Below are 21,464 nucleotides of genomic sequence, written 5' to 3' on the forward strand. Positions count from 1 at the left end.
GCACCTCCCGCACAATATGGTTGTTATGTCAACTATGATGCCATGAAGGCAGGACGACAGCCACGAACGCCGGGCCACCCGTTCCGGTCAGGTCGGTCCCTCGTCCAGCTTCTCCACCACGCGCCCGGAGACCTGAGCCAGCACCCGCAGCTCCGCCGGCGTCACGTTGTCCAGGAACAGCTCGCGTACCGCCTCGACGTGACGCGGGGCCGCGGCCTCGATCATCGCGCGCCCCTCATCCGTGATCACCACGAACGCGCCACGCCCGTCCTCGGGACACTCGTCCCGCACCACCAGTCCCCGCTTCACCATCCGGGCGATGTGATGGGACATCCGGCTCTTCTCCCACTCCAACGCCCTGGCAAGATCCAGAAACCGCCGGCGCCCGTCGGGTACGTCCGTCAACTCGACCAGCACCGCGTAGTCCGCGGGCGACACATTGGACTCCGTCTGCAACAAGCGGGACAACCGGCCCATGAGCCTCTCGTGCATGCGGACGAAGCTCCGCCACGCATGCTGCTCCTCCGCCGTCAACCAACGCACCGTCTGCTCCATGGCGAAAGTGTAAACGTAGTTGACAGTTCACCGAATAGCCGCCGGATTGCCGGCCCGGCGTCCGACTCGGCCGCGGCGTCGACTCAGCCCACCTGGATGTTCTCGGCGTTCTCGGCCAGCCAGGTGTCGAAGTCCTTCAGCTCCGGGTGGATCTCCCGAAGCCGGTCCAGGTCGCGGGCGCCGGTGAACTCCTGGTCGAAGTCGCCGTAGTACTGGAACATGTTGGCGATCTCGTCGCCCGCCGGCACGCCGAGACCACGGAAGACGTCGTAGGGCACCGACTGGAAGCGCACCGGCTCGCCGAGCGCGGCCCCCAGCTTCTCCGCGTACTGCGCGCCGGTCAGGTGGTCGCCCGCCAGACTGACCGTGCGGCCGATGAACTCCTCGCCGCCCTTCAGGATGGCGAGAGCCGTCCGGCCGATGTCGTTCACGTCCACACCCGCCAGCAGCTTGCCGTCCTCGAGCGGCAGGGTCAGCGTCAGCACGCCGTCCTCGGCCCGCTGGGGGGCCATCGCCGACAGGAAGCCCTGGTAGAAGAAGGTGGTGTTCAGGAAGGTGGTCGGCACCCCGGCCTGCGTGAACAGCTCGTTGCCCTCGCCCTTGGCGTCGAAGTGGGGCACGTTGTACTTGTCCTGCAGGACGGGCATCCGCTCGTCGTCCAGCGGCAGGAGTTCGCGGGTGTCCTCCAACGTCGACCACACGACGTGCCGCAGACCGGCGGCCTTCGCGGCCTGGGCGAGGACCTCGATCTCCGCCGTCTCCTTTTCCGCCGAGCCGTGCGCCCAGAAGTTGGTGACGAGGAAGGCGCCGTAGGCCCCCTCGAATGCCTTGCGCACAGTCGGCTCGTCGTGGAAGTCGGCCTGGACGACCTCCGCACCGAGTTCGGCGAGTCCCTTGGCGGCGGGCGAGCCGGGGTTCCGGGTGAGCGCGCGAACGGCGAACCCGGAGGCCCGGTCGGCGAGGATCGCCCGCGCGGCACCTCCGCCCTGCGCACCCGTCGCTCCTGCGATCGCGATGACCTTCTTGTCGTTCATGCCAGCCGCCCCTGTCCCGGGAGAGATTTTTGATTGACGCATCAACCAAAACATATGTCGGTTGACAGATCAACCTTTGCAGGCAGCTTTGCGTCAAGATCACCGCGACTTTCACCCCAGTGGCACACACGGGCCCCCTGAAAGCTGACACGTCACCGTTCCAGCAGCACCCGGACGTCCCAGGCGTTCAGCCTCAGCTCCTCCCCGGCCTGGTGATCCGTACCGTCGAGCACGTCCCGGACCGCGGCGGGGAGCCGGACCGGCACCTCGTCCCAGGACCAGTTGTGTACGAAGCGCACCCTGCGGCCGTCGGGAGCGGTGGCACCCGTGCTGGTGACGGTCTCCTGCGCGAACCTCCAGCCGCCTTCCTGCCCGGGGACGGTCCACCGGAGCAGCGACGAGGCGAGGACCGGGTCCGGCACGGTGCCCACGTACGTCACCCGTCCGTCGCCATGGGAGCGCGTGGTGACGGCGGGCCAGCGGCCGAAGTGCGGGTGGTCGTATGCGGCCAGAACCTGTGCGCCGTCGCTTTGGAGGCCGTCCACCCAGCGGGTGGCCGCCGCGCCGGCCGGCAGGGCGAGGGGGGAGCCGGGGGCGGGGTGGACCGGCACGTTCTCGGAGAGGTTGCTGAACTCGTCGTACCAGGCCCCCGCCGCCTCCGCGAGGCGTGCGGGCATGACGTCGGTGCGGGCTCGGGCATGGGGGTCCCCATAGCCGGTACGGGGTCCGAGCACGAGGTGGCCGCCCGCGGCGGCGTAGTCGGCGAGCCAGTCGAGCGTCGCGTCGTCCGCGCTGTACAGGCCCGGCACGACGAGGACGGGGTGCCGCTCGGCGGCTTCCCGCGCGGTGGTGTCGCTGAGACGGTCGGCATGCAGGAGGCGGATCTGGAGCCCGGCGTCGAACGCGCCCCGGTAGAAGGGGTCGAAGACGCCCTGGTACGAACGCCGGTCCGGGCCGCCGTCCGGCCCGGCCAGCGGCGGCTGGAACGCCAGCGCCCACTTGCTCGGGGACGAGTAGACCATCGCCACATCCGCGTCCGGTGTCAGCCCGGCGACCAGTTCGCCCGCCGTCTCCAGCTCCTCGCCGAGGCGGGCGATCTCCCGGTAGACGCGCCCGGGGCGGCCGCTGTGCGGCAGCACACCGCCCCAGTAGGTCTCCGTGCCGAAGTGCAGGGTGTGCCAGTGCCAGTACTCGATCATGCGGGCGCCGCGCGAGACCAGCGCCCAGGCGGCCTGGCGCCACTGTCCGTCGTAGGCGGGCCGGTTGTTCCAGGCGTGTCCGATGGCCTGGGCATCGGTCTCGGTGACCAGGAACGGCTCCTGACGTGAGGAGAACATCCGGTCCGCGCTGAGGTACAGCGCCCACGTCCCGTTGGTCGTCCACGCCTGGCCGCCGGTGCCGCGGTCGGGCAGGGCGAGGCCGTCCTGCATGGTGTAGTACGGATTGCCCGCGGTGATGTCGAGCCGGCTCGACAAGGCCTGGTCGTCCAGGGCGGGCCTGTCGTAGGCGATGCATGTGGTGACGAAGTGCTCCGGCCGGGCGTACTCGCGCACGATGTCCGCCTGCCAGCCGATGAACTCCGTGGTCTGCTCGGCCTGGAAACGCCGCCAGGCCAGGTCGTACTGCGGCTGCGCGTTGCCGTCCGGGGTCCACAGGTCGGCCCAGGTGGACAGTCGGTGCGACCAGTAGACCAGGCCCCATTCCCGGTTCAGCGTCTCCACGTCGCCGTACGTCGCGCGCAGGTGGTCCACGAAGCGCTGGAACACGCCGTGGTTGTGGAACAGTTCGTTGCCCGGCTCGTTGTCGACCTGGAAGCCCAGCAGCGAGGGGTGGTCGGCGTAGCGCGAAACGATCTTGCGGATGACGCGCTCGGCGTGGAAACGGAAGGCGGGGTGGGTGAAGTCCACCTCCTGGCGGGCGCCCCAGGGAATGCGCTCGCCGGTGCGCCGCTCCCCCGCGATCTCGGGGTACAGCCGGGCGAGCCATGGCGGCACGGCGTACGTCGGGGTGCCGAGAACGACGCCGATGCCGCGCTCATGCGCCCCGTCGAGCACCGGTCGCAGCCAGTCGAGGTCGAACCGGCCGTTCTCGGGCTCCCAGGTGGACCACACCGACTCGCCGACCCGGATGACGGAGAATCCCGCACGCTTCATCAGGTCCAGGTCGGTCCCCAGCCGGTCGCAGGGCTGGTACTCGTGGTAGTAGGCGGCGCCGAACAGCACGCGCGGGGGAAGCTCGGGCAAGGGTTCTCCTCTGTCAGGGGTTACGGGAAAGGGCCGGGACGGTGGAAGCGGCTGAGGGGCGGGATCAGCCCTTGACCGCCCCCGCCGACAGCCCTTCGAGCAGTTGCTTGCGCAGCAGCAGGAAGACCAGGACGGTGGGCACAGTGGCGAGCACCGATCCGGCCAGGACAAGGTCGTATTGGCGGTTCTCCGCCTGGAAGAGCGTCTGAAGCCCCAGGGGGAGGGTGAACTGGCTGATGTCGGAGATCAGGACCAGGGGCCACAGGAAGCTGTTGTAGCTCTGCAGGAACGTCCATACCGCGAGTGCGCCCAACGACGGCCGCAGCAGTGGCAGGACGATCTGACAGAAGATGCGGAACTCCCCGCACCCGTCGATCCGGGACGCTTCCAGCAGCTCGTCCGGGACGCTCTGGATGATGTACTGCTGCATCATGAAGATCCCGAACGCGGGTGCCACCCACGGCACCACCAGGGCGAACCAGGGATTTCCCAGCCCCGTCTTGACCAGGATCACGAACAGCGGCACGAGGATGACGGCGAACGGGATCGACAGCGAGCTGAACATCACCCCGAACAGGAACGTCCGTCCGGTGAAGCGGTACTTGGCGAAGCCGAACCCGGCCAGCGCGCACACGAAGACCGAGACGGTGGTCGCCACCAGGGCCACCACGGTGCTGATGAGGAACCAGCTCAGATACGGCTGGCTGTCCAGCAGATGCTGGTAGTTGGCCAGGGTGGCCGGGCTGGGCAGCAACCGAGGCGGGTAACCGAAGATGTCGCCACGCGGCTTGAACGATCCGCTCAGCGCCCACAGCAGCGGTCCGACGAAGGCCAGCAGCAGGACCGTCAGGGCGATGTAGAGCAGTGCGCGTGAGGGGCCCCGGGAATCACGGGTGCGCGCCGGGGATGAGGTGCTCACGAGGACCTCCCGATGCCGAGCAGCCGGTTGAATACCTGACTGATGGTGAAGACGAGGGCGAACAGCACGACCCCGGCCGCCGCCGCGTAGCCGAACTGCTGGCGTTCGAAGGCGGCCCGGTAGATGAACATCGCTACCGAGAGCGTCGCGTCGCCCGGTCCGCCGCGGGTGAGCAGAAACGGTTCATCGAAGACCTGCGCGGCGCTGATGAACGAGGTCACCGCCACGAATCCGGTCACCGGCTTCAGCGCCGGCAGGGTGACAGTGGTGAACGTACGGAACCGCCCCGCCCCGTCCAGCTCCGCCGCCTCGTACAGCTCGCGGGGGACGTTCTGCAGCCCGGCGAGGAAGAAGATGGTCAGGTAGCCCGCCCAGCGCCAGAGCATGATCAGGCTGATGCTCGCCTTGGCCAGGGTCGGGTCGCCGAGCCAGTCGAATCCGCCGAGTCCGAACACCGCCCGGAGCACCGCGTTGGCGAGTCCGAACTGCCGGTCGAAAACGAGGCTGAAGATGAGGGCGACGACGATGGGCGAGACCACCATGGGAATGAAGAAGGCCACCCGGAACAGATCCCGGGCCCGCAGGCCCCGGACGTTCAGCGCCTGGGCGATCATCAGCGCGATGGGCACGATGACGAGCACGCTCATCAGGACGTAGACGCCGGTGTTCTGCAGCGCGCGGTGGAAACTGACGTCGGAGAGCAGGTGCGCGTAGTTGCGCAGACCCACCCAGTGCGGAGATCCGAGCCCGACCCACTCGCACAGGCTCAGATAGACCGACACGAGGACCGGCACGACCATGAACAGGACGTACAGCACGTAGAACGGTGCGATGAACAGGTACGGAGCGCGGGCAGGACCGCGTGGTGGCCGCGACGCACGGCCTCCGGAGGCGAGCGTCAGGGGGCGGGACTCGCGGAGCCGTTCCGCGGGGATGCTGGTCATCTGCGGCCCCTATCGGCTTGCCTGGGCACGGAAGTCGGAGGTGGCGCGTCGCAGCGCCTCGCGCGGGGACAGGTCGCCCCGGTACGCGCGGATCAGATAGCCGCTGAGAACGTCCGTGAGGATGGACTGGTCCGGGCTCTGGTAGTAGGCGGGCACGTGGTCCGCGAGCGGGGCGTACACCTCGAACAGGCGCTGCCCGCCGCAGAACCTGTCCTCCAGAGCCAGCAGTTCAGGGCTGCGGAAGACCGAGCGCCGGGTCGGCAGATAGCCCAGCTCACGGTAGCGGCGGACCTGGGCCTCCTTGGTGAGCCAGGTGGCGCGCAGGAAGTCGGCACCCGCCGTGGTGTTCGCCTTGCCCGTGATCGCGGTGAAGCCCGTGCCCCCGGCGACCGAGGTGCGGCCGCCCCCGGCCGAGAATTTCGGGAGCGCCCGGATACGCCACCGGCCCGACTGCTCGGGGACGTTCGGCCGCAGACCGAAGGTCTTGTACCAGCTGGCCATCCACAGTCCCGCGACGCTCCCCCGCTTGAGGGCCGTCTGCATGCTGGGACCGTAGAAGTCCGCGACGTCCACGATGAAGCCGCTGCGCAGCCCGTCGCAGATGAACCGGAGTGTCTCTTCGGCCTCGGGCGAGTCCAGGGTGATCTGCTGACGGGCATCGAAAAGCGCGCCCCCTCGCTGGTAGAGGAGGATGGCGAAGATCTGCACCACCTGGTTCAGGTCGCTGCCGGTGGCCACCGCGCCCAGGGAGACGCGGTGCTTCCGGTACAGCTTCGCGCCGGCCCGCGCCAGCTCTTCCCACGTGCCGATGTCCACCGGTATGCCGTATTCGGACAGGAGGTCGTCGCGGTAGTAGTAGACGGTGACGGGTGTATCCGAGTCGAGCGCGTAGAGCCTGCCGTCGACCGTGTACGGGGCCCGCCGCGCCGCGAGCAGATCATCGCCGAGCGGTGCGACGTCCTGGGTCCAGTCGCGCAGCAGCCGGGCCGAGAGGTCCCCGCGCAGCATGCGCGCGAAGTTGCCGATCTCGAAGCCCATCACGTCGGGCGTGCCGCGTCCCGCGACGGCCTGGGCCAGGAGCTTGGTCACCAGGTCCTGGGCTCCCGCGCGCGTCACCCGCAGCCGGTAGGCGAACCGGGTGCCGCGGCCGGCCCGGGACACGGCGGAGGTGAAGAAGTCCTCATATCCCTGGTCGTGGGTCCATAGCGACAGATTCACGGGCCCAGACGTCACGACGCTCGCCGGTCGGCTGTTCGCGCAGGCCGAGACCGTTCCGGTCGCGGCGAGGACGCCGGCTCCGGCGGCCCATCGCAACACGGCCCGGCGCGGCGCCGCGCCGGGGCCGGCATTCGGCGGAGCTGGTATGCGCTGTGGCCCCGGGGCCCCTCGTGAGCCGGGGGAAGGGGGGAGGTTCTTCATGTGCGGCTCCTCAACAAGGCGTGTTGCTTGCCGGGTGATGCGGGCATGGCTCGTCCGGGCGCCGCGCCTTCGTGGCGCGGAACCGGAGGGTGGTGCCCGAAGAGTGCCGGTCCTACGGTCGCGGGGGCCGCTCGCTGGAACGGCGGATGACCAGCCGGGCGGGTGGGTCGCCCCGTACCGGCAAGGGGGCGTCCGGGTTCTCCATCTGATGGGCCAACAGCTCGAGTCCGTATGCCGCCACCGTGTCGAAGTCCTGGCTCACGGTGGTGAGCGGCGTCGAGAGATATGCCGCGGCGGGGATGTCGTCGTACCCGACCACGCTGACCTGCTCCGGCACCGAGAGACCCGCCTCGGACAGGCCGCGCATGACGCCGATGGCCATGTCGTCGTTGGCCGCGAAGACCGCGGTGACCCCTGGAATACGGGCCAGTCGCAGGCCGGCCTCATAGCCGGACGAGGGCGACCAGTCGCCCTCGATCCACTCCGGTTGCGGTGCCCCCGCCTCCTCCAGCGCCTTCCGCCAGCCGTCCATACGGTCACGCGCCGCCCACCACCGCGACGGTCCGGCCACATGCCACACCGTGGCATGTCCCAGGGAGAGGAGGTGCCGCGTGACCGCCATGCCCCCGCCGACTCCGTCCGCGCCCGTGACGAGGGCCGGTGTCCCCGGAGCCAGCGCCGGAAGCCGGCCGAAGCTGAGGACCGGGACCCCCGGGTCCAGGGGTGCGGCCTCGCCCTCGTCGATCGGCTCGGACAACACGATGCCGTCCACGCCCTGGTTCAGCAGGGCCTCGACGGCCCCCGCGATGCCGGCCGGCTCGCCGCTGAGCGTGGTCACGACGCTGAACGAGTAACCGGCGGCGCTCGCCGCCCGCTCCAGTGCGAACAGCAGCGACGAAGGACCGTAGAGCGCGGTACCCAAAGACACCACGCCGATCCGGCGAAAACGCCCCTGCAGCAGTGCGCGGGCGGCGGTGTTGGGCCGGAAACCCAGCTCGCGGGCGGCCCGCAGCACACGGTCGCGGGCCTGCTCGCTCACATAGGGCTCCCCGTTGACGACCCGGGAGACGGTTTTCTGCGACACCTGGGCCAGACGGGCGACCTCCCGCATCGAGGGGGGCCGGTGTCCCTGTCCGGCCCCGGAAGACGGGGTCTTCGGTTCGGTGGTGGGCACAGCGCTCTCCTCCGAGCAGGGTCCAGGACGGTGCCGGGTATGGCGATGACTACGTGGTCATATCAGCAGACACAGCGGCTTGGCCTGCTCTGACTACGTAGTCAGGCGAGTATGCGCCCGCCCTTCAGGGGCGTCAATGGTTCGGGCACCCCGTCCACCACCACGCGACCAGAACGCTGGGGTTCGCGGATTACCAGGCGGCGGGAAGCTCGTAGACGCCGTAGACCAAGCCGTCGTACTTGAAGGGGACCTGGTCCGGCTCGGTGCCCAGCTTCAGGGTGGGGATGCGCCGGTAGAGGGTGCTGTAGACGACCTGCTCCATGCGGGCCAGCGGCTGGCCCAGGCACTGGTGGACGCCGAAACCGAAGGCCACATGGCGGCGCGCGTCGCGGGTGACGTCCATCCGGCCCGGGTCGGGGAACACGGCGGGGTCGCGGTTGGCGATCTCGTTGGGCATGATCAGGCCCTCGCCCGCGCGGATGCGCTCCATCGGCACCTCCATCGCCAGCGCGGCGGCGCGAGGGCGGCGAGGCGGCCGACCCGACGGCGTAAAGCCGCGCGTTGGTCCTGCTGCGCGATGAGACTCGCGTCCTGCCCCTGGACACGTCCCGCTCCGGCAATGTGGCGCGGCCGCCCGCGACGCCCGCGGGCCGTTCAGTCGGGGGTCTGCCCCTGACCACGAAGGTGAAGGTCGTCGGCTGAGCACACCCCCCGAACCTGGGGCCGGTCGCGCATGGTGAAGTCGACCCGGACGACCGCACCGGACTCCAGCAGCTTCCGGTGAACGGCCGGCTTCCGGCCCCGGGACGAGACCACGACGCTGAGATATCCCTCTGCCAGACCGGCCACGGCGTACTCACCCCGCGCGTTCGTCGTGGTACGCACCAGCTGCCGTCCGCTGGTGTCCATGACGGTCACCGCGGCATGGCCGACGGGCAGCTGCTCGCCGTCGCGGACGGTGCCCAGCAGCGTCGGCACCGGCTCGCCGAAGTGGTGACGGTGGACCGGAAGCGCGGTGGGTGCCGGCGTCTCCAGAAACGGGTCGTCCACCGGTGGCTCCACGACATCGTCCTGCTCGCCTCCCCCGTCCCTTCGGGCGGCTTCGCGGTGGTGCGTCCAGGCGTCGAAACCCATCAGGACGACCCCCGCCGCGATCCACGCGCACAGCACGAGGACGGGCCCCAGCACCCCCGCCCCATCGAAGTACAGGACTCCCCTGAGGGCATCCACGGCGTTGGCCAGGGGCATGACGGCATGCACGTGCTGGAAGAACGGGGGCAGCAGCGGGGCGGGGACCACACCGCTGGTGGGGATGCTCAGCACGATGAACAGGCCCATGCCCACCGCGGGGAAGTACTGCCTGACGAAAGGCGCCAGGCCGGAGGCGAAGGTGGCCACCGCCGTGGTGAGCAGAAAGGCGATCGCCAGGGTCAACGGATTACCGGGGAAGTACCCCAGCCCTGTGCCGACGAGGAAACCGACGACGCTGAAGAGGGCGGCGACACCCGCGATCGTCATCAGCTTCCTGCGACGGTTGAAGGTCACCGCACGCAGCAGGGTCGTCGCGAGCAGGTAGCCGGGGACGCTCCAGGCGGTCCCGAAATAGACCAGGGTCGTACCCGTCACGTCCTTGCTCACGGTGGGCGCCACGTCCTCGACGCTGAGCCTCCGCTCGTGCTCGGCCGTGACGTGGGAGAAGTCTTTGGTCAACGTCTGTGCGAGGGACATCCCGTTGGCCTTGGCCACGTACAGCACGGGATGGCGGCCTCCGGCGGCGTAGCCCGCCACGGCGTCCCGGTCCAGCACCGCCTGGCGGGCTTGCCGGGCGTCGGCCACGGTGGTGACATCGAACCCACCCGGATGCTGCCCTTGCACAGCGGTGCTGACCTCGGACTCCTGGGCACCGTCGGCGACGACGACCTCCGCATGGTGCGGTTGAGGCGCGTGCAGGGCGGGTGCGAAACAGAAGAGGAAGCCGAGGAAGAGTGCCGCCGGGAACCACAGGGCCTCGGCCAGAGTCCTGGCCACGGATATGCCCGGTGGGCGCTCTTGTCTCGCGGTCATCACTCGCGACGTAGCCATCTCGATGGCGCCCCTTCCCGCCGAGGCACTCGTTAACGTACCGATCGGCACACTTACGTCTGTGGACCGTACGTGTACCGACCGGTACAGTCAAAGCGTGCCTCGTCCCGTCAACGCCGAGAAGCGCGCCGAGTTGCTGGAGCAGGTCACGCACTACCTCCAGCACCACGGTCTCGCCCAGATGTCGCTGAGTCCGCTCGCTGAGGCGATCGGCACCACCAAGCGCATGCTTCTGTACTACTTCGGCAGCCGCGAGAATCTGTTGTCGCAGGCGCTGGCCGCCAGTCGGCCGGACGCCCACATGATGTTCGACGACGTCCACGACACCGCCGGCCTGCACCGTGCCGCCCATGCTCTGTGGGAAGCGATCACTACCGGGAAGCAGTCCGGGCCGGTCCGCATGCTGCTGCAACTGCTCAGCCTGGCCACCACGGACCCGGAACAGTACGGCGACCTTGCCGCGGAAACCGTCGACGTCATGATCGGCCCTATCGCCGCCGCCTACGTCCGGCTGGGCCATCCGCCGCGGCAGGCGCGCACACGGGCCACGCTGCTGGTCTCCGGCCTGCGCGGACTGTGCCAGGACCGCCTGGTCACCCATGACGTCGCCCGCACCGACGCGGCCGCCCGCCAGCTCATCGAGGGCGCGGTCGGCACAGCCGACTGACGCTTGCCCACTGCCCCTGAACTGGAGCAACGCCCCGCGCTGCGGGGCAACATCCTCAGATGAGCAGTACGAACGTGACCGCCATCCCGAGCGACATGGCACCGTGGCAGGCGAGCCCGAACGCGTCGCGCTCGGCAGACACCGAGTGGCGCCGCGGGCCGGTGGCGGTGGCGCGCTGGGCGACGTCGAAACCGCGCGCCAGCCACCACAGGGCGAGCCCGAGCAGCACCCCGGCCAGCAGTCCGGCGGTCAGCCTCGGCCCGGCGCCCATGAGGGTCATGGTCGCGGTGCCGGAGCCACCGGACATGTCCATCCCCGGCATGTGTTCCATACCATCGGAGCCGCCGTGTCCGTGCATCGAGCCGGACGAGACCATGGCGGCGGCCATCCACGCCATCGCGCCCATCATCACCACGTGCGGAAGGGCGCCGATGAACGCGCGCGCACGGGAGTCGGAGGCGGGCCGGGCCAGTGCCATCCCCGCGAACCACACACCGCCCAGCGTGAACAGGGTGACCTGTGGCCAGACGGGAAGGTCCATGCCCCATGGCCAGACCATCGCCGCCATGACGAGGGCCATCACCGCGTGCAGCAGGTGGGCGATCCGTTCGCCCGCCCCCTGGCCGCCTCCGGCACGCCTGGGCGCGCCCGCCCGCCACATCGCGGAGATGGCGGGCACCACGAACAGCGCGGTCAGAACCCAGCGCAGCCCCGTCGCGGCGATCATCGGCCCACCGCCCCGGTGGTGGCCATGACTCGGACGGTCGGCCGCGTCCCTGACTCCGTGGGTGGAGTGGGCATGGTCTGCCTGTCGCTCATCGCTGGTCCTTCTCGTTGTGGGGGGGGTCAGGCGGCCGCGAGGCCCTCGACGCCGTGTCCCGCCTCGGTGATGGCGGCACCGCACCAGCCCTCATTCGATGAGAAATACGCGTGTATGGGTGCCTGTGTTCACCTCAGGCGCGGGCGCTCATGGACCGGGTGCGGTGCTGGCCGGTCGACAGCCGTACCGATCGAGTAGTCGGACCTCGCGGGGAACGAGTTCCGGGCGCTCCGTGTGACCTGTGGCACAGGGGTGGTCGGGCACCTGTCGGCTGACGGGCCCTCACGGTTCCCGGCCGGACGCGTTTTCCCTTTGTGTGACAGGGCCGCCCCCCACGATGAGCAGTTCAGGGCCCCGGCCCGTAATCGTGAGGGGATCCAGACCGTTTCGCGGATCCAGACCGTTTCCGGGGAGCCTGCCCGTGGGGAGTGCCGTAGATGCCGTTGACCGATAGCGCCTCGCCACCGCGACCGGCGGGTGACGGGGTGGAGCCGCGCGGTGCCCGCGTGCGCCGCGCGCTGCCGCCACCCGCGCTGGCCGGGTTTCTCGTCCTCCTGGTGGTACTGATGGCCGCCTCCTACGCCGTGGGGCGGGCCGCCGGGCCGGTGGCACCCGGCATCCACCGGGGCGTGCCGCAGGACGACGGCGCCGGGGGCATGGACACCCATGGCATGGGCCCGCTGGGCCACGCCGCGGGGAGGGGATCGCGATGAGCGAGCGGCCGGACGCCATGTCCGCTCCCCCCGCTCCGCCAGAGGCGTCCGCGCACACCACGGACCTGCTGATCGGTGGCATGACGTGTGCGGCCTGCGTGAACCGGGTGGAGAAGAAGCTGGCCCGCGTCGAGGGCGTGTCCGCCAGCGTGAACCTGGCCACCGGCACCGCACGGATCTCCCACCCGGACACCGTGACCACGGACGAGCTGATCGCCATCGTCGAGCGGGCCGGTTACACCGCCGAACTTCCGGCGCCGCCCGCCGAAGACGCGGACGAGTCCGAGGGGCGGGAGGGCGAAGAGGCCGGAGACGTCGAACGGCTCTTCTTCACCACGCTGCTGGCGGTGCCGGTGATCGTGCTGTCGATGGTTCCCGCCTGGCAGTTCGACCGATGGCAACACGTGTGCTTCGCCCTCGCCACCCCCGTCGCGACCTGGGGCGCGTGGCCCTTCCACCGGCGCGCGCTCCGCGGGCTGCGGCACGGCGCGGCCACCATGGACACGTTGGTGTCCCTCGGCGTCCTCGCGTCGTTCGCCTGGTCGGCGTACGCCCTGCGCTGGGGCGGTGCGGGTGTCACGGGCATGCGAATGCCGTTCAGCCTGCTGCCCTCAGCGGACGACGGCGTGGCGCACATCTATCTGGAGGCGGCCGTCGCCGTGCCCATGTTCGTCCTCCTCGGGCGTCATCTGGAGGCGCGGGCCCGGCACCACAGCGGTTCGGCGCTACGGGCCCTTGCCGAACTGGGCGCGAGAGACGTGGAATTGAGGGAGCCGGACGGCAACCGCCGCATCCCGGTGGCCGAACTCACCACGGGCCAGGAGTTCGTGGTGCGCCCCGGTGAAAAGGTGGCCACGGACGGTGTGGTCGTCGAGGGCGGGTCGGCGCTGGACCTCTCCCTGGTCACCGGAGAGAGCGTGCCCGTGGAGGTGACGCCGGGCACCGCTGTGGTCGGTGGCGCGGTCAACTCCGGCGGGCTGCTGGTCGTGCGCGCCACGGCCGTCGGCGCCGATACGCAACTGGCCCGCATCACCCGGTTGGTGACCGAGGCGCAGGCGGGCAAGGCCCGGATGCAGCGGCTCGCCGACGCGGTGGCGGGGTTTTTCGTGCCGGTCATCGTGGCGATCGCCGCCACGGTGCTGAGCTTCTGGCTCGGCGCCGGGGCGGCGGGTGAGTCGGCCGTCACCGCGGCCGTGGCCGCGCTGGTGGTGGCCTGCCCGTGTGCGCTGGGCCTGGCCACGCCGACCGCGTTCCTGGTGGCCAGCGGACGCGGGGCACAGCTCGGCGTGCTCGTCCGCGGCCCGGAGGCGCTGGAGCGGCTGCGCCGGGTGGACACCGTGGTCTTCGACAAGACCGGCACCCTCACCACCGGCCGCATGACACTTGCCAACACCACCGTGGCTGACAATGGGCCAGGGGTGAAGGAGGTGCTGCGGCTGGCCGCGGCCGTGGAGCAGGGCTCCGAACATCCCATCGGCCGCGCGGTGGTGGCGGCGGCCCGCCGCGACGAGCACGATGACGCGCGGCTGCCGGAGGTGACGGAGTTCCTGGCCACGCCCGGCGAGGGCGTGTCCGGCCGCGTGGAGAGCCACCGGGTGCGCGTACGCCGCCCCCGTGCGTCGGAGCCCCTGCCGGAGGCGTTGCGCGGGGCGTACGAGGCCGCCGAGCGCGCCGCGCACACCGCCGTGATCGTGGAGATCGACGACCGGCCCACGGCGCTGCTGGCCGTCGGTGACAGCTTGCGGCCCACCAGTCGCCAGGCGGTGCGCGAAGTGCGGGCGCTGGGCATCGAGCCGGTGCTGGTGACCGGCGACGCGGACGCTCCGGCCCAGGCGATGGCCGGGCAGGCGGGCATCGACGCGGTCCACGCCGGAGTGGCTCCTGAGGGCAAGGAGCAGATCGTACGGGCGTTGCGCGCCGAGGGCCGGTGCGTCGCGGTGATCGGCGACGGGGTCAACGACGCCGCCGCGCTCGCGTCCGCCGACCTGGGGATGGCCATGGGCGGTGGCACGGACGCCGCGATCGGCGCGGCCGACATCACGCTCGTACGGGACGACATGCTCGCCGTGGTCGACGCCATCCGGCTCACCCGGCGCACGCTCGCCACCATCCGCGCCAATCTGGCCTGGGCCTTCGGCTACAACGTGGTCACCGTTCCGCTGGCCGCGACCGGCTGGCTCAACCCGATGGTCGCGGCGGCGGCCATGTCCGCCAGTTCCGTCCTCGTCGTCGTCAACAGTCTGCGGCTGCGGTCCTACGACCCCGGCAAACGGCGGACCGCCACCCCTGCGGATCACCCCTCGTCACCCGCTCCCCTCGCCGCCGAGCGCGGCACCGCACGGAAGGATCGCGATGTCCTCAGCGACCGCTGACCACCCCGCGGCGGACGTCGACCGACCCGGCCCGGGACGGCGCCTGCGAGCGGCGCTGGTCCGGGGAGCGCGGGCGGCCCTGATCCCGGTGGGCGCCTGCGTCGCCGCGCTGACGCTGCTCACGGCCTACACGGCGACCGGGGCGGCGGGCGAACCCGTGCCGAAGATCCGGGTCAGCGTCGGCTGGATCCTCCAGCCCGCCGGGAAGCCGGCCGCCGCGTTCTTCGAGATCCGCAACACCGGGACCATCGACGACACACTGGTCTTCGCCGACTCCCCGGAACTCGGGGTCTCCATGCTGCGCAAGCCCGACCGGAAGCAACCGGGCACCGCGCAGCGGGCGCGGCGGGTGGCCGTGCCCGCCCGGAGCACGGTCCGGATGGCCGAGGGGGGAATTCACATCGCCATCCTCGACCCGCCCGCGCTGAGACCCCTCACGAGGGTCCCGTTCAACCTGTGGTTCGAGGGCCGGGGCCGGGTGGAGGCCGTGGCGGTGCTGATGCCCCCGGACGGGAGCTGAGCACAGGGCCGGGTGGGTCTCGTCGCAGATCTAGGTGTGCTGTTCGGAGAGGTTGGTGATGCGGCTGGCTGGGCTGTGGCCGCTGATTCCGGTGTGGGGTCGGTGGTAGTTGTACCAGTCCAGCCAGTCGGGAAACGCTGCCTGTCGCTCGTTTTCTGAGGTGTAGGGCCGGTGGTAGGCCCATTCGTCGAGCAGGGTGCGGTGGAAGCGTTCGACCTTCCCGTTGGTCTGCGGCGCACGGTCTCCTGCGGGTCGAGGCGCAGGAGTGCGCCCTGGTCGACCTCGCCGTGGTTGCGGGAGAGCGGCTTCAGCTCGAAGTAGAGGTCGTCCACGGGGACGGTGCCGTGCTCGACGACCAGCTGGTCGACGGTGCGGGTCTGTGTCGTGCCCGCGTGATCGTCGGTGAGGGTGACGGTCAGGCGGCGGTCGGCGTCCCGTTCCACCCTGGTGACGCGGGAGCCCAGGGTCGTGGTGACCGCGTGCTCGGCGAAGGTCTTGAGGTACGCGGGGGCGTTGGTGCAGCCGACCAGCGGGGCGATCATCCTGCTCCGGGGTGACGAACTCGACCGCGGAACCCGCCGTGGCCAGGGCCTCGGCGACGGCGATGCCCTGGTGGTCGCCGTTGTCGTCGTACACGAGGGCCGAGACGGCGCGGTCCGGTCCGCCCTGGGCGCCGTGCTCATGCAACGGGCCGCCCTGCTGAACGCACCGCAACTCCGCTCGGTCCGCGCCGCCCTGGCCGAAGTCCGCACCGTGGCCCGGCGCAACGACCACAGCCGCATCGGAGACGCGGACCTGCACTTCCAGGACATGGTGGCGCGCGCCGTGAACCTGCCCCGGACCAGTCTTTTCTTGCAGCGACTCACCCTGCGGCTGAGGATGTTCATCGCGGTCCTGGGACTGGGCTTCGCCGACACGGCCGCCGACCTCATCGCCCGCGAGAACGCCCGCATCTTCGAGGCGATCCGCGCCGGCGACGGGGCCGAGGCGGCCCGTCTGTGGCGTGTCAAGGTCGAGCGCAGCGTCCGCTTCATGGCCACGCAACGCCCTGACAGCACCTCCGGCCCCAACCTCTGGGCCACCATCGCGGGCAAGCCGGAACGCCGCGCCGACGATCCCCGCAAGACCAGAAGCGTCTGACGGCTCTTCCCTCCGCCCTGGTGCCCGGGGGCGCCCACGAGTGGATCTGGACCCGCCGGTTCCGCTGCGTCTAGCCTTGGCCACGACCTGATGTCCCATCACGTGGCATGAGCGGGGCCGCCGTCGTGCCCCGTCGTGATGCCCCGTGGCGTACGCCGTGGGTGGGTACGGCCGGTGGCGGCCGCCGCTCGCCCAGGAAGCACTCCATCATGACCACTACTCCCTCCACGGCGCCCGACATCCTCTCCCCGGAGTTCGCGGCGGACCCGTACCCCGCCTACCGGGCCATGCGCGAGGACTTTCCGCTGATCCACCACCACGCGACGGGCGCCTACGTCATCTCCCGCTACGAAGACGTCGCCAGGGCCTTCAAGGACCCGGTGTTCACCAGCCACAACTACGACTGGCAGATCGAGCCGGTGCACGGCCGGACCATTCTCCAAATGGACGGGCGCGAACACTCCGTGCGCCGCGCGCTGGTGGCACCCGCCTTCAGGGGGAAGGACTTGAGGGAGAAGTTCCTGCCCGTCATCGAGCGCAACTCCCGCGAACTGATCGACGCCTTCCGGGACGCGCCGGAAGCCGATCTGGTGGGCCAGTACGCGACCCGTTTCCCGATCAACGTCATCGTCGACATGCTCGGCCTGGACCGGGCGGACCACGACCGGTTCCACGTCTGGTACACCTCGATGATCGACTTCCTGGGCAACCTGAGCCAGGACCCCGAGGTCGCGGCGGCGGGGCTGCGCACGCGGGAAGAACTCGCCGCCTACATGATCCCGATCATCCAGGACCGGCGCGCGCACCCGGGGGACGATCTGCTCTCCGTCCTCTGTGCCGCCGAGATCGACGGCACGCGGATGAGCGACGAGGACATCAAGGCGTTCGTCAGCCTGCTGCTTGCGGCGGGCGGCGAGACCACGGACAAGGCCATCGCCGGGCTCTTCCGCAATCTGCTGGCTCATCCGGAGCAACTGGCGGCCGTGCGCGAGGACCGTACGCTCATCCCGGCGGCCTTCGCCGAGACGCTGCGCTTCACGCCTCCGGTGCACATGATCTTCCGTCAGCCACGTGAGGACGTGGAGATGAGCGGTGGCACGATTCCGGCGGGTGCCACCGTCAACTGCCTGATCGGAGCGGCCAACCGGGACGGGAGCCGTTACGCCGACCCCGACGCGTTCAACATCTTCCGTGATGATCTGGCGACCGGCAGTGCCTTCTCGGCCGCCGCGGACCATCTGGCGTTCGCACTCGGGCGGCATTTCTGCGTGGGGGCGCTCCTGGCGAAGGCCGAGATCGAGGTGGGCGTCAACCACCTGCTCGACGCCTTCCCGACGATGGCCTTCGCCGATGGTGAGGTCCCCACCGAGACAGGGGTGTTCACCCGGGGACCCGGCTCGCTGCGGGTGCGGTGGAGCCGCCGGTAGCGTCCCCGCCCGCGCCTCCGGGAAAGCTGGGTCGTCGAGCCGCCCCACCCCTAGGGCGGCTCTTCGGGTGCGCTGGGGGATCGCCCCGATAGCCCGTACCCGGACCGGACAGCGACCGTATGAGCATGACATCGACGGCACGCACCACCCGACTGCTCTCCGTCCTCATCCCCTTCCTGCTGCTGGTGTACGGCGTGCTGCGCCTGATCGACGGCATGGACGGCGACCACGGTCCCGGGGTGGCTTGGGACCTCGGCCACACGTTCTTCCTCGCCGCCTTCCTCCTGTTCGGGGCCTTCGTCGTGGAGCTGCGCCGCCTCGTTCCCGCGGCCACCGTGCGGATGCGCATCGCCGCCAGTGCCGCCATGGTTACCGGGGTGTTCGGCGCGGGCTGCTTCGTCTGGGTGATCCTCGGCGATCTGTTCTCCGGCCTCGCCGACTCCGCCCCGCTGCCCGGCCCTCTTGAGTTCGCGGGCCCGGTCGCCTTCCAGCTCGGCATGGTCGCGCTGGTGATCATGCTGGCGGCCGTACGGCCCAGGCGGCTGCCCGTGTGGAGCCCGGCGCTCGTGTTCGTGTTTTTCGTCCTGATCACGGTAAGCCTCGACCTGATCCCGCTCGCGGCCGTCGCCCTCATGGCAGGCCTCTCACCGCTGGCCCGCAACCGCACACCGGGCGCCCCGCACGGCGCCGTAGGCATCCACGAACCGTGTCAGCGCCTGGGCTAGCGTCACGACCTCTCGGGCACGCTGTGCGGGCGGGCGGCCGGGCACGCGGCTTCGGCGAGCGGGATGGGCCAGCTCACCGGCTCCTCGCGGTGGCGGCGATCGCGGGCAGGACGGTGAGGGCGAGGATGCCGCCGGTGAGGGCGAGGGCCGGAAAGCCGGCGGCGGCCACGACGAGGCCGGAGCCCAAGCCCCCGGTGGCACCGGCGATGGCGATGGAGACGTCGACCATGCCCTGGGTCTTGGCACGGGTGGCCAGCGGCAGGGCGTCGGTGATCATCGCGGTGCCGGAGACGAGGCCCAGGTTCCAGCCCAGCCCCAGCAGGGCGAGCGCCAGGGCGAGCAGGGCGACGGAGTCGCCGGGCGCCGCGGCGGCGGCGATTCCGGCAGCCAGGAGGGTGAGACCGGAGGCGGCGGCCACGACCGTGGGGCCGTAGCGGTCGACAAGCCAGCCGGTCAGTGGCGAGGGCAGGTACATGGCGCCGACGTGGAGGGCGATGACGAAGCCGGAGGCGGCGGTGCCGTGGCCGTGGTCGTGCATGTGCACGGGAGTCATCGTCATGATCGCGACCATGACCAGCTGAGTGAGGATCATCGTCAGCGCGCCCGGTATCAGCCCAGGCCCTCGCGTCTTCGCCGCGGTGGTCTCCGTCGGCTGCTGGAGGTCGAGGCCGCGGGCCAGCAGCAGGGGGTCCGGGCGCAGCCAGACGGCGAGGACGAGGGCGGCCAGCGCGTAGGCCGCGCCGGAGAGGAGGAACGGCCCGGCCAGGGCGGGAATGCCGAGGCTGTCGGCGAGGTCGCCGGTGGGTGCGGCGAGGTTGGGGCCGACGACACCGCCGAGGGTGGTGGCGACCAGGACGGTGGAGACGGCGCGGGCGCGGTGGGCCGGGGCCGCGAGATCGGCTCCGGCGTACCGTGCCTGGAGGTTGGTGGCGGTACCGGCGCCGTAGACGAACAGGGCGATGAAGAGCAGTACGGGGTTGTCGGCGACGGCGGCGGCGATGACGCCCGCGCTGCCCACGGCGCCGGTCAGGTATCCCGCGGCCAGGCCCGGTCTGCGGCCCCGGGCCTGGGAGATACGGCCCACCGCGACGGCCGCGACGGCGGATCCCGCCGTGAACAGGGCGCTGGGCACACCCGTGAGGTCGGTGGAGCCGAGCATGTCCTGGGCGAGCAGGGCCCCGACGGTGATGCCCGCCGCGAGCCAGGCCCCGCTCAGGATCTGGCTGCTGACCAGGACGGCGAGGACGCGGCGCTGTGCCTCGGGCCGGGCGGACATACCGGTGGTGGGGTCCGCGGCGGTGCTGGTCACAGGCGAGTCCCTCCCTCTGGCTGCAGGACGTCTACGACGAGGTAGCCGTCGATACGGCGTACGTACTCGCTGTCGGGGTCGGACGGGAGCGCGTGGCCGAGGTCGCCCGCGCGGACTTCACTGAGCCACTGGTCGTGCTGGTACTCGTGGTTGATGAGCGCGGTGAGCAAGTGGGCGGCGACGATGGTGAGCTGGGTGGGGGCACCGACCCGGCCGGCGGCGATGTCGCCGATGCGGGCGTGGACGCGCTCCGCGACGGTCGTACGGAACGCGGTGAGCCGTTTGACCGTGGGCAGCGTGCCGCGGAACTTCTCCGGGTTCGCCGAGTCCATCAGGGCGTCCAGCTCCGGATCCGGGCTGGGCTCGGCCGCGGTGAGGTTGCGGATCATGAAGTGGGCGACATGGGCCTGGTGGCCCAGGTGCCAGCCGATGGCGCTGGAGTCCTCGTGCGGACGCCAGGTCACCTCGTCCGGGGTGAGGTCCTTCCACAGGTCGTCGGTGTAGGCACGGGCACGGTCGTACTCGCGCAGCAACGCGTCTATCGGGAGCATGAGTTCGCCTCCAGGCCGGTGGTGAGGACCATCCGGAAGCGGGCCCTGCCCTCTTCCCGAGGCCCGTCTCGGCACGCTCATCGCCCGGCTCTCGGTCTTCGCCGTGCCGTTCCTGGTGGTCTGGCCGGCGGTCCTGGCCATCTTCTACGGATTCGGCCTGCCGCTGGGGCCCGGCGCGCACATCGGCATCAGGTGAGTCGGCCATACGTTCGGCCGACTCTGGCAGCTCGGTGGGGAGCACGGCGCCTCCCTCGTCGGTCGAGGGTGGGACGCTACCGCCGTCCCGCACCGGCCGCCACCGGTCCGGACCGCTCAGCGGACCGCTCAGCGGACCGCTCAGGCGCCCGGGCGGCCCGCCTTCTCCTGGCCGACGGACGACAGGTGCTCACGCAAGTACGCCGCCGCCTCGGCGCGTTTCCCGGACAGGAGAAGGTCGGCCAGCCGCACATGCTCGAGTTCCTCGGAGTCCCCGCGTCGGACGGGCCTTTGGTGTAGCCATTGGTCAGGAATGCTGCCGTATCGCCGCGTTGATGGCCACGGGCCACGGTTCGTCCTGCGCGTCGTGCGGCGCCGGAGTTCCCGTATGCGGTGCGACCGCGTCACCGCCGCCCGCTGACGGGGGCAGCGCCCGGAGGCGCCAGCCCAGACGCCCCGAAGGACCGCCCCGACCTCGTACTCAAGGAGGTCGAAAGCATGGTCGCCACACAGCGCTGGGCCCGCAGCGCATCCCGGCGTACGGAGCCGGACTACCGAAACAAATTCACCATCATCTGATGAAACAATCCAAGAGCCGCGATCGCTACCAGCCACCACGCGGGATCACGCCACGGGCGCTTGGGCCATTCATCAT

At 70.7% G+C, this 21,464-nt stretch carries 18 protein-coding genes and 3 pseudogenes; 8 read left to right on the top strand and 13 right to left on the bottom strand.

Going from position 1 to position 21,464, the window contains the following annotated elements; translation table 11 throughout:
• Positions 1–87: 87 nt before the first annotated feature.
• From ACZ6CL_RS17845 to ACZ6CL_RS17885, 9 genes and pseudogenes are all read right to left on the bottom strand, one after another.
• Positions 88–555, bottom strand: a complete 468-nt coding sequence (locus tag ACZ6CL_RS17845) for a MarR family winged helix-turn-helix transcriptional regulator (RefSeq protein ID WP_468937044.1) — start codon at positions 553–555, stop codon at positions 88–90.
• 83 nt (positions 556–638) lie between these two features.
• Entirely contained in the window at positions 639–1,589 is a 951-nt protein-coding gene (locus ACZ6CL_RS17850) for an NmrA/HSCARG family protein (RefSeq protein ID WP_468937045.1), read from the bottom strand.
• A gap of 152 nt (positions 1,590–1,741) precedes the next feature.
• On the bottom strand, positions 1,742–3,832 hold the full coding sequence (locus ACZ6CL_RS17855; RefSeq protein WP_468937046.1) for a beta-galactosidase: 2,091 nt from the start codon (positions 3,830–3,832) through the stop codon (positions 1,742–1,744).
• Between the two features lie 64 nt (positions 3,833–3,896).
• Positions 3,897–4,751: a carbohydrate ABC transporter permease gene (locus ACZ6CL_RS17860; protein WP_468937047.1), complete on the bottom strand. Its 855-nt coding sequence runs from the start codon at positions 4,749–4,751 to the stop codon at positions 3,897–3,899.
• On the bottom strand, positions 4,748–5,695 hold the full coding sequence (locus tag ACZ6CL_RS17865) for a carbohydrate ABC transporter permease (RefSeq protein ID WP_468937048.1): 948 nt from the start codon (positions 5,693–5,695) through the stop codon (positions 4,748–4,750). The genes ACZ6CL_RS17860 and ACZ6CL_RS17865 overlap by 4 nt, the downstream gene beginning before the upstream one ends.
• A gap of 9 nt (positions 5,696–5,704) precedes the next feature.
• Positions 5,705–6,913: an ABC transporter substrate-binding protein gene (locus ACZ6CL_RS17870; protein WP_468937049.1), complete on the bottom strand. Its 1,209-nt coding sequence runs from the start codon at positions 6,911–6,913 to the stop codon at positions 5,705–5,707.
• Between the two features lie 313 nt (positions 6,914–7,226).
• Positions 7,227–8,225, bottom strand: a complete 999-nt coding sequence (locus ACZ6CL_RS17875; RefSeq protein WP_468937134.1) for a LacI family DNA-binding transcriptional regulator — start codon at positions 8,223–8,225, stop codon at positions 7,227–7,229.
• A 253-nt stretch (positions 8,226–8,478) separates the two neighbouring features.
• Positions 8,479–8,814, bottom strand: a pseudogene (locus ACZ6CL_RS17880) (cytochrome P450); the annotation flags it as partial.
• 128 nt (positions 8,815–8,942) lie between these two features.
• Complete coding sequence (locus tag ACZ6CL_RS17885; protein ID WP_468937050.1) at positions 8,943–10,352, bottom strand: carboxypeptidase regulatory-like domain-containing protein; 1,410 nt, start codon at positions 10,350–10,352, stop codon at positions 8,943–8,945.
• Between the two features lie 115 nt (positions 10,353–10,467).
• On the opposite strand from ACZ6CL_RS17885, the gene ACZ6CL_RS17890 reads away from it, so the two are divergent.
• Positions 10,468–11,037, top strand: a complete 570-nt coding sequence (locus tag ACZ6CL_RS17890; RefSeq protein ID WP_468937051.1) for a TetR/AcrR family transcriptional regulator — start codon at positions 10,468–10,470, stop codon at positions 11,035–11,037.
• A gap of 55 nt (positions 11,038–11,092) precedes the next feature.
• Here the strand turns inward: ACZ6CL_RS17890 and ACZ6CL_RS17895 are convergent, their stop codons facing one another.
• Positions 11,093–11,764, bottom strand: a complete 672-nt coding sequence (locus tag ACZ6CL_RS17895; RefSeq protein ID WP_468937052.1) for a DUF5134 domain-containing protein — start codon at positions 11,762–11,764, stop codon at positions 11,093–11,095.
• A gap of 530 nt (positions 11,765–12,294) precedes the next feature.
• Between ACZ6CL_RS17895 and ACZ6CL_RS17900 the strand changes: the two genes are divergently transcribed.
• The 3 genes from ACZ6CL_RS17900 to ACZ6CL_RS17910 are packed head-to-tail and all read left to right on the top strand — an operon-like array spanning position 12,295 to position 15,462.
• Positions 12,295–12,570, top strand: coding sequence for a hypothetical protein (locus ACZ6CL_RS17900; protein WP_468937053.1), 276 nt, complete (start codon positions 12,295–12,297; stop codon positions 12,568–12,570).
• Positions 12,567–14,942: a heavy metal translocating P-type ATPase gene (locus ACZ6CL_RS17905; protein ID WP_468937054.1), complete on the top strand. Its 2,376-nt coding sequence runs from the start codon at positions 12,567–12,569 to the stop codon at positions 14,940–14,942. Before ACZ6CL_RS17900 ends, ACZ6CL_RS17905 begins: the two co-directional genes overlap by 4 nt.
• Complete coding sequence (locus tag ACZ6CL_RS17910) at positions 14,923–15,462, top strand: copper chaperone PCu(A)C (RefSeq protein WP_468937055.1); 540 nt, start codon at positions 14,923–14,925, stop codon at positions 15,460–15,462. The genes ACZ6CL_RS17905 and ACZ6CL_RS17910 overlap by 20 nt, the downstream gene beginning before the upstream one ends.
• A 30-nt stretch (positions 15,463–15,492) precedes the next feature.
• Here ACZ6CL_RS17910 and ACZ6CL_RS17915 read toward each other — a convergent pair.
• A pseudogene (locus ACZ6CL_RS17915) lies at positions 15,493–15,696 on the bottom strand (integrase core domain-containing protein); the annotation flags it as partial.
• Positions 15,697–15,870: 174 nt separating this feature from the next.
• On the opposite strand from ACZ6CL_RS17915, the gene ACZ6CL_RS17920 reads away from it, so the two are divergent.
• The 3 genes from ACZ6CL_RS17920 to ACZ6CL_RS17930 all read left to right on the top strand — a co-directional run bounded on the left by ACZ6CL_RS17920 (position 15,871) and on the right by ACZ6CL_RS17930 (position 18,754).
• The gene (locus ACZ6CL_RS17920) at positions 15,871–16,602 is read left to right on the top strand and encodes an FCD domain-containing protein (protein WP_468937056.1); all 732 of its coding nucleotides are present in this window, start codon (positions 15,871–15,873) and stop codon (positions 16,600–16,602) included.
• Between the two features lie 209 nt (positions 16,603–16,811).
• A complete protein-coding gene (locus ACZ6CL_RS17925; protein WP_468937057.1) occupies positions 16,812–18,029 on the top strand; it encodes a cytochrome P450 in 1,218 nt (405 codons plus the stop codon).
• Between the two features lie 125 nt (positions 18,030–18,154).
• Positions 18,155–18,754, top strand: a complete 600-nt coding sequence (locus ACZ6CL_RS17930) for a hypothetical protein (protein WP_468937058.1) — start codon at positions 18,155–18,157, stop codon at positions 18,752–18,754.
• Between the two features lie 73 nt (positions 18,755–18,827).
• Here the strand turns inward: ACZ6CL_RS17930 and ACZ6CL_RS17935 are convergent, their stop codons facing one another.
• Together ACZ6CL_RS17935 and ACZ6CL_RS17940 are read right to left on the bottom strand one after the other, a co-directional pair.
• Positions 18,828–20,063, bottom strand: coding sequence for an MFS transporter (locus ACZ6CL_RS17935; protein ID WP_468937059.1), 1,236 nt, complete (start codon positions 20,061–20,063; stop codon positions 18,828–18,830).
• A complete protein-coding gene (locus tag ACZ6CL_RS17940; RefSeq protein WP_468937060.1) occupies positions 20,060–20,614 on the bottom strand; it encodes a DinB family protein in 555 nt (184 codons plus the stop codon). The genes ACZ6CL_RS17935 and ACZ6CL_RS17940 overlap by 4 nt, the downstream gene beginning before the upstream one ends.
• A gap of 67 nt (positions 20,615–20,681) precedes the next feature.
• Between ACZ6CL_RS17940 and ACZ6CL_RS17945 the strand changes: the two are divergent.
• Positions 20,682–20,810: pseudogene (locus ACZ6CL_RS17945) on the top strand (hypothetical protein); the annotation flags it as partial.
• Positions 20,811–21,464 lie beyond the last annotated feature (654 nt).

This window comes from Streptomyces sp. NPDC041200 (assembly GCF_055591805.1).

What these genes read in the sequence shown, in the direction of transcription:
- ACZ6CL_RS17940 (WP_468937060.1), bottom strand. Translation starts at nt 20,614, where the DNA reads ATGCTCCCGATAGACGCGTTGCTGCGCGAGTACGACCGTGCCCGTGCC.
- ACZ6CL_RS17910 (WP_468937055.1), top strand. Translation starts at nt 14,923, where the DNA reads ATGTCCTCAGCGACCGCTGACCACCCCGCGGCGGACGTCGACCGACCC.
- ACZ6CL_RS17850 (WP_468937045.1), bottom strand. Translation starts at nt 1,589, where the DNA reads ATGAACGACAAGAAGGTCATCGCGATCGCAGGAGCGACGGGTGCGCAG.
- ACZ6CL_RS17905 (WP_468937054.1), top strand. Translation starts at nt 12,567, where the DNA reads ATGAGCGAGCGGCCGGACGCCATGTCCGCTCCCCCCGCTCCGCCAGAG.
- ACZ6CL_RS17865 (WP_468937048.1), bottom strand. Translation starts at nt 5,695, where the DNA reads ATGACCAGCATCCCCGCGGAACGGCTCCGCGAGTCCCGCCCCCTGACG.
- ACZ6CL_RS17875 (WP_468937134.1), bottom strand. Translation starts at nt 8,225, where the DNA reads ATGCGGGAGGTCGCCCGTCTGGCCCAGGTGTCGCAGAAAACCGTCTCC.
- ACZ6CL_RS17845 (WP_468937044.1), bottom strand. Translation starts at nt 555, where the DNA reads ATGGAGCAGACGGTGCGTTGGTTGACGGCGGAGGAGCAGCATGCGTGG.
- ACZ6CL_RS17900 (WP_468937053.1), top strand. Translation starts at nt 12,295, where the DNA reads ATGCCGTTGACCGATAGCGCCTCGCCACCGCGACCGGCGGGTGACGGG.
- ACZ6CL_RS17930 (WP_468937058.1), top strand. Translation starts at nt 18,155, where the DNA reads ATGACATCGACGGCACGCACCACCCGACTGCTCTCCGTCCTCATCCCC.
- ACZ6CL_RS17925 (WP_468937057.1), top strand. Translation starts at nt 16,812, where the DNA reads ATGACCACTACTCCCTCCACGGCGCCCGACATCCTCTCCCCGGAGTTC.
- ACZ6CL_RS17885 (WP_468937050.1), bottom strand. Translation starts at nt 10,352, where the DNA reads ATGACCGCGAGACAAGAGCGCCCACCGGGCATATCCGTGGCCAGGACT.
- ACZ6CL_RS17895 (WP_468937052.1), bottom strand. Translation starts at nt 11,764, where the DNA reads ATGATCGCCGCGACGGGGCTGCGCTGGGTTCTGACCGCGCTGTTCGTG.